General features: G+C 70.5%; 6 protein-coding genes and 1 pseudogene. 5 read left to right on the forward strand and 2 right to left on the reverse strand.

The annotated features are described in order from the left end of the window. The 4 genes from AC2W7J_RS15410 to AC2W7J_RS15425 all read left to right on the forward strand — a co-directional run. On the forward strand, window positions 1-228 hold a 228-nt coding region (locus AC2W7J_RS15410), incomplete at its 5' end, for a rubredoxin (RefSeq protein WP_485983463.1). Beyond that, the gene (locus tag AC2W7J_RS15415) at window positions 225-803 is read left to right on the forward strand and encodes a TetR/AcrR family transcriptional regulator (RefSeq protein ID WP_427802647.1); all 579 of its coding nucleotides are present in this window, start codon (window positions 225-227) and stop codon (window positions 801-803) included. The genes AC2W7J_RS15410 and AC2W7J_RS15415, both read left to right, overlap by 4 nt. 10 nt (window positions 804-813) lie before the next feature. Next, a complete protein-coding gene (locus tag AC2W7J_RS15420; RefSeq protein ID WP_485983465.1) occupies window positions 814-1,404 on the forward strand; it encodes an antibiotic biosynthesis monooxygenase in 591 nt (196 codons plus the stop codon). 136 nt (window positions 1,405-1,540) lie between these two features. Next, entirely contained in the window at window positions 1,541-1,738 is a 198-nt protein-coding gene (locus AC2W7J_RS15425; protein WP_485983467.1) for a hypothetical protein, read from the forward strand. Between the two features lie 443 nt (window positions 1,739-2,181). Here AC2W7J_RS15425 and tsf read toward each other — a convergent pair whose 3' ends face one another. Together tsf and rpsB are read right to left on the reverse strand one after the other, a co-directional pair. Further along, window positions 2,182-3,009 (reverse strand): translation elongation factor Ts, encoded by an 828-nt coding sequence (gene tsf / locus AC2W7J_RS15430; RefSeq protein WP_255185773.1) that lies wholly within the window; start codon window positions 3,007-3,009, stop codon window positions 2,182-2,184. Window positions 3,010-3,061: 52 nt separating this feature from the next. Continuing rightward, window positions 3,062-3,936: pseudogene (rpsB, locus tag AC2W7J_RS15435) on the reverse strand (30S ribosomal protein S2). A 216-nt stretch (window positions 3,937-4,152) separates the two neighbouring features. Here rpsB and AC2W7J_RS15440 point away from each other — a divergent pair. After that, window positions 4,153-5,310: a pyridoxal phosphate-dependent aminotransferase gene (locus tag AC2W7J_RS15440; protein ID WP_485983469.1), complete on the forward strand. Its 1,158-nt coding sequence runs from the start codon at window positions 4,153-4,155 to the stop codon at window positions 5,308-5,310. The last annotated feature ends 211 nt before the right edge of the window (window positions 5,311-5,521 follow it).

Consider the following 5,521-nt stretch of genomic DNA (forward strand, 5'->3'; position numbering starts at 1 on the left):
CCACGCGATCGCCGTGCTCGAGGCGCCCCGCGCTGCCCCGAGGCGCCAGACGACGTCACGGCCGCGCGCTGCCCGGGCTGCGGCTACCGCTACGTCGTCGCCGCCGGTGACGAGCACGAGGGTTTCGCGGCGGGCACGGCCTGGGCCGAGGTGCCGAGCGACTGGACCTGCCCCGACTGCGGGGTGCGCGACAAGCTCGACTTCGTCGTCGAGGCCGGCGCGGCGTGACCGACTCCCCGCTGCGCGCACGGATCCTCGACGCCACCGCCGGTCTGACGATCGGCGGTGGCTGGGCCGCGGTGTCGATGGGCAAGATCGCCTCCGCGGTCGGCGTCAGCCGCCAGACCGTGCACACCGAGGTCGGGACCAAGGCCGAGCTCGCCGAGGCCCTCGTCATCCGTGAGGTCGAGGGCTTCCTCGGGGAGGTCATCGCCGGCTTCGACGGGGCGCCCGACGTGCCCACCGCCATCGAGGCGTCGATCACCCGCGTGCTGCAGCGCGCCGAGGACAGCGCCCTCGTGCGCGGCGTCGTGACCGCCGCCCACGGCGCCGACACCGAGCTGCTCCCGCTCCTGACGACCCGACCCGAGCACCTGCTCGAGCTGGCGACCGCAACCGTCCAGGGGCTCGTCGCCCCCTTCGCCCTGCCGCTGCCGCAGGCCCGGATCGACGCGACGATCGAGGTCATCGTCCGGGTGGCGCTGTCGCAGGTCATGCACCCGACGGGCACGCCCGAGCAGGTCGGCGAGCACCTCGCCTGGATGGTGCGGGTCGTCCTCGACGCGATCCCGGACGGGTCCTGACGGCTTATCCTTGCCGGTCGTGAGCACTGCACCCGCCGACCGGTCGGCCCCCGTCACCGTCTCGATCACCCGCACCGTCCGCCCCGAGGACGAAGCCCTCATGCAGGTGTGGGCCGACGCGGGGACGACCCTCGCGCGGCGCTTCCCCGGCTTCCTCGGCTCGGGGTGGGTGCGCCCATCGCTCGGCTCCGACCAGTGGCACATGCTCTACCGCTTCGCCGACGCCGCCGCGCTCGAGCGCTGGCAGGAGTCGCACGAGCGGGCCCGGTGGCTCGGAGCCGCCGCGCGCCTCGTCGAGGCGACCCGCATGGAGTCACGCACCGGCATCGAGGGCTGGTTCGACGAGCCGCACGAGGTGACCGGCGGCGACATCGCACCTCCCGCTCCCCCGCGGTGGAAGCAGATGGTCGTCATCTTCTGCGCCTTCTTCCCCACGAGCCTGGTGCTCACCTATCTCCTCGCGATGGTCACCGAGGGCTGGCCGGCGTGGGGCCGCGTGCTGCTCACCTGCGCCATCGCCATCCCGTGGATGACGTACGTCTTCCTCCCCTTCGTCACGCGGCTCTTCCTGCCGTGGACCCAGCCGCGGCGCTCCCCGTGAACTGCCGATCGCGCTCGCTCAGAACCCACTAGTCTGCGCACCATCACCATCACCATGGAAGGGGAACCATGACGGGGTCGGTACGTCTTTGTTGGGCCGGTGTTGCAGTTGCTCTCGCCACGGCCTCACTCGCAGCGTGCAGCGACGGAGGGACTCAGCAGTCGCGGAGTTCAACGTCCTCCACGACCCGCACGAGCAGTTCCTCGACATCGAGCACCACGTCGGCAGCCGCGACTTCTCGGTCGTCCACATCGACCCCCGCTCCAGCTGCGACGTCATCGACGGCGCCGGAGTCGTCGTCCTCGGCGACAACCAGCAGCAGCACGGCGGCTGAGGCGCCCCCACCAACCACGGCGTCATCGAGCACTCCACCGTCGGTCACCGAATCCTCGCCCACGTCCACCTCGGCGACAGCTGCGCAGACCGGGCCCCAAACCTGTGGTCAGGTCACGACAGTGACGGGAATGTCCGCAACAGTTCGCATCGTGTCTGGGCCCGTCGACTGCTCCACCGCAGAAGGCCTCTTCCAGTCCTACTACGGCGAACCCGAGAAGCTGCAAGGCAGTGGCGGATTCCGAACCATTGGCGACTGGATGTGCTCAACCGCCAATGTCCAGACAGGCGGCGGCTCCGGTTGCTCGACGGAATCCGGCTGGCAGATCACCGCCAAGTAGCAGTCGCCCTACATGGTCGAGCGGGCCATAGGTGAAGTCACAGCATGACGAAGGGCGCCGCACCCCGGCTGGGGTGCGGCGCCCTTCGGCGGTGCGGGGTTCGTCAGGAACCGACGCGGAAGCGGGCGAACTGCGTCGCGCTCGCGCCGGCCTCCTCGAGGACCTTGCCGACGGACTTCTTCGAGTCCTTGGCGAAGGGCTGGTCGAGCAGGACGTTCTCCTTGAAGAAGCCGTTGACCCGGCCCTCGACGATCTTGGGGAGCGCAGCCTCGGGCTTGCCCTCCTCCTTGGCCGTCTCCTCGGCGATCCGGCGCTCGTTGGCGACGACGTCGGCGTCGATCTCGTCGCGGGTGAGCACGTTGGGGCTGAATGCCGCGATGTGCATCGCGACGTCACGAGCCACCTGGGCGTCGCCACCCTCGGTGCCCAGCAGGACACCGATCTGGGCGGGCAGGTCGGGGCTGGTCTTGTGCAGGTAGGCCGAGACCTGGGGGGCCTCGACGCGGGCAACCCGCTTGACCTCGATCTTCTCGCCGATCGTCGCGTTGGCGTCGTCGAGGAGCTCCTTGACCGTCTTGTCGCCGGCCGGGGCCGCGAGCAGGCTCTCGGCGTCGGTGGCCTTGGACGCGACCGCAGCAGCGAGGACCTCGTCGGCGAGGGCGCCGAACTTCTCGCCCTTCGCGACGAAGTCGGTCTCGCAGAGGACCTCGACGAGCGTGCCGACGCCGGCCTCGGCCTGGGCCACGACGAGCCCGTTGGAGGTCGTGCGGCCCTCACGCTTGGTGACGCCCTTGAGGCCCTTGATGCGCAGCAGCTCCTGGGCCTTGGACTTGTCGCCCTCGGCCTCGTCGAGCGCCTTCTTCACGTCGAGCATGCCGGCGCCGGTGCGCTCGCGCAGCTCCTTGATGTCAGCGGCGGTGTAGTTCGCCATGTGTGTCCCGTTCTCCTTGCTCAGAGTGTGACGGTGGTCGGTGAGGTGGTGCTCAGGCCTCGGGGGTGGCCTCGGCGGCCGGAGCCTCCGGGGCAGCCTCCGCGGCGGGGGCCTCGGCAGCGGGAGCCTCGGCGGCGGGAGCCGCGGCCTCGGTGCTCTCACCGGCGAGGAGCTCGCGCTCCCACTCGGCCATCGGCTCGGCCTCGACGGACGCAGCACCCTCGGTGGCGTTGCCGCCACCACGGGCCATCAGGCCGTCGGCAACCGCGTCGGCGACGACGCGGGTGAGCAGGGTGACGGAGCGGATCGCGTCGTCGTTGCCCGGGATCTTGTAGTCGACCTCGTCGGGGTCGCAGTTGGTGTCGAGGATGGCGATGACCGGGAGGCCGAGCTTGCGGGCCTCGTCGACGGCCAGGTGCTCCTTCTTGGTGTCGACGATCCACACGGCCGAGGGGACCTTGGCCATGTTGCGGATACCGCCGAGGGTCTTCTCCAGCTTGTCCTTCTCACGGCGAAGGATGAGGAGCTCCTTCTTCGTGTAGCCGGAGCCGGCGACGGTGTCGAAGTCGATCTCCTCGAGCTCCTTCAGGCGCGTGAGGCGCTTGGAGATCGTCTGGAAGTTCGTGAGCATGCCACCGAGCCAGCGGTGGTTGACGTAGGGCATCCCGACGCGCGTCGCCTGCTCGGCGATGGGCTCCTGGGCCTGCTTCTTCGTGCCGACGAAGAGGATCGTGCCGCCGTGGGACACGGTCTGCTTGACGAACTCGTAGGCGTCGTTGATGTAGGTCAGCGACTGCTGCAGGTCGATGATGTAGATGCCATTGCGCTCGGTCATGATAAGCGCTTCATCTTGGGGTTCCACCGGCGGGTCTGGTGCCCGAAGTGGACGCCGCTCTCCAGGAGCTGGCGCATGGTGACGACGGCCATGCCGAAGTCCTCTCTCGTTGATTGTCAGTTGTCTCCTGGTGCTCCGACCCACCCCGCCCGACCGAGATCGGGACTGCCGTGGTGTGGCCCCGGATTCACAGTGATCTGATCACCCGGCGAGGAACACGCGAATTCATCCAGACAGACTGGATGTGCCCCCCATCCTACGGCGGCGGGGCGAAGGGGGGAAATCGTCGCCCCGCGTAGCCTGCGGGCATGAGCTCACCCCTCGTCGACCGCATGGAGCCGCACGCCGAGACGATCTTCGCGACCATGTCGGCGCTCGCCCTCGAGCACGACGCGGTCAACCTCGGGCAGGGCTTCCCCGACACCGACGGACCCGCGGAGGTCCTCGAGGCGGCACGGGCGGCGGTCGCGGCCGGCCACAACCAGTACCCGCCCTCGATCGGCATCCCGGCCCTGCGCGAGGCGGTCGCCGCGCACCAGGCGAGCTTCCACTCCCTTCGTCATGATCCGGCGACGGAGGTGCTCATCACCTCCGGGGCGACCGAGGCGATCGCGGCGAGCCTGCTCGGGCTGGTCTCCCCCGGCGACGAGGTCGTCACCTTCGAGCCCTACTACGACAGCTACGCGGCGGGCATCGACCTGGCGGGCGGGGTCCGTCGGACCGTCCCGCTGTCATACCCGGACCTGACCTTCGACCCCGAGCAGCTCGCCGCGGCCTTCTCCGAGCGCACACGCGTGGTCCTGCTCAACACCCCGCACAACCCCCTCGGCAAGGTCTTCACCCGCGCCGAGCTCGAGGTCGTCGCCGACCTCGCCCGCCGGCACGACGCGTGGGTCATCAGCGACGAGGTCTACGAGCACCTGACCTTCGGCGTGCCGCACGTGCCGATCGCGACCCTGCCCGGGATGGCCGAGCGGACCCTGACGATCGGCTCGGCCGGCAAGTTCTTCTCCGTCACCGGCTGGAAGGTCGGCTGGGTCACCGGCCCCGCACCGCTCGTGCGGGCCGCCCGCGTGGTCAAGCAGTACCTGACCTTCACCACCGCCTCTCCCCTGCAGCACGCGGTCGCCCAGGCACTCGACCTGGGGCCGCAGGTGCTCACCGACCTCACCGAATCGCTGCGGGCACGCCGTGACCTGCTCGTCGCCGGGTTGGCCGACGCCGGGCTCGAGGTGCGCCCGAGCGACGGGACCTACTTCGTCGTCGCCGACGCCGCACCGCTCGGCGTGACCAATGCGCTCCAGTGGTGCCTCGACCTGCCCGCTGCGGCCGGGGTCGCCGCCGTGCCGGTCTCGGTCTTCTGCGACGAGCCCGACCGGATGGCGACCCTCGTGCGCTTCGCCTTCTGCAAGCAGGTGCCGGTCATCGAGGAGGCCTGCCGCCGTCTCGCGGCCTTCACCGGCTGATCCACAGTCCTCGGCGGGGCGGCGGCCCCGTCCACAGGTCTGCCGGGCGCCACCGGCGGCGGCGCGAAGGGGGTCACGCTCACCCCATGAGCACCGTCACCTTCGTCGCCCTCGCCCTGGCCGGGGCCCTCCACCGGTCCACCCCGCCCCACCTGCCGCGGCTCGCTGGTCGTGGCCGGTCGGGGGCGGTGCCCGCCCGGCCGTGGCGGCC

It is taken from the genome of Janibacter sp. CFPM2_SD2, assembly GCF_057364645.1.

What these genes read in the sequence shown, in the direction of transcription:
- tsf (WP_255185773.1), bottom strand. Translation starts at nt 3,009, where the DNA reads ATGGCGAACTACACCGCCGCTGACATCAAGGAGCTGCGCGAGCGCACC.
- AC2W7J_RS15440 (WP_485983469.1), top strand. Translation starts at nt 4,153, where the DNA reads ATGAGCTCACCCCTCGTCGACCGCATGGAGCCGCACGCCGAGACGATC.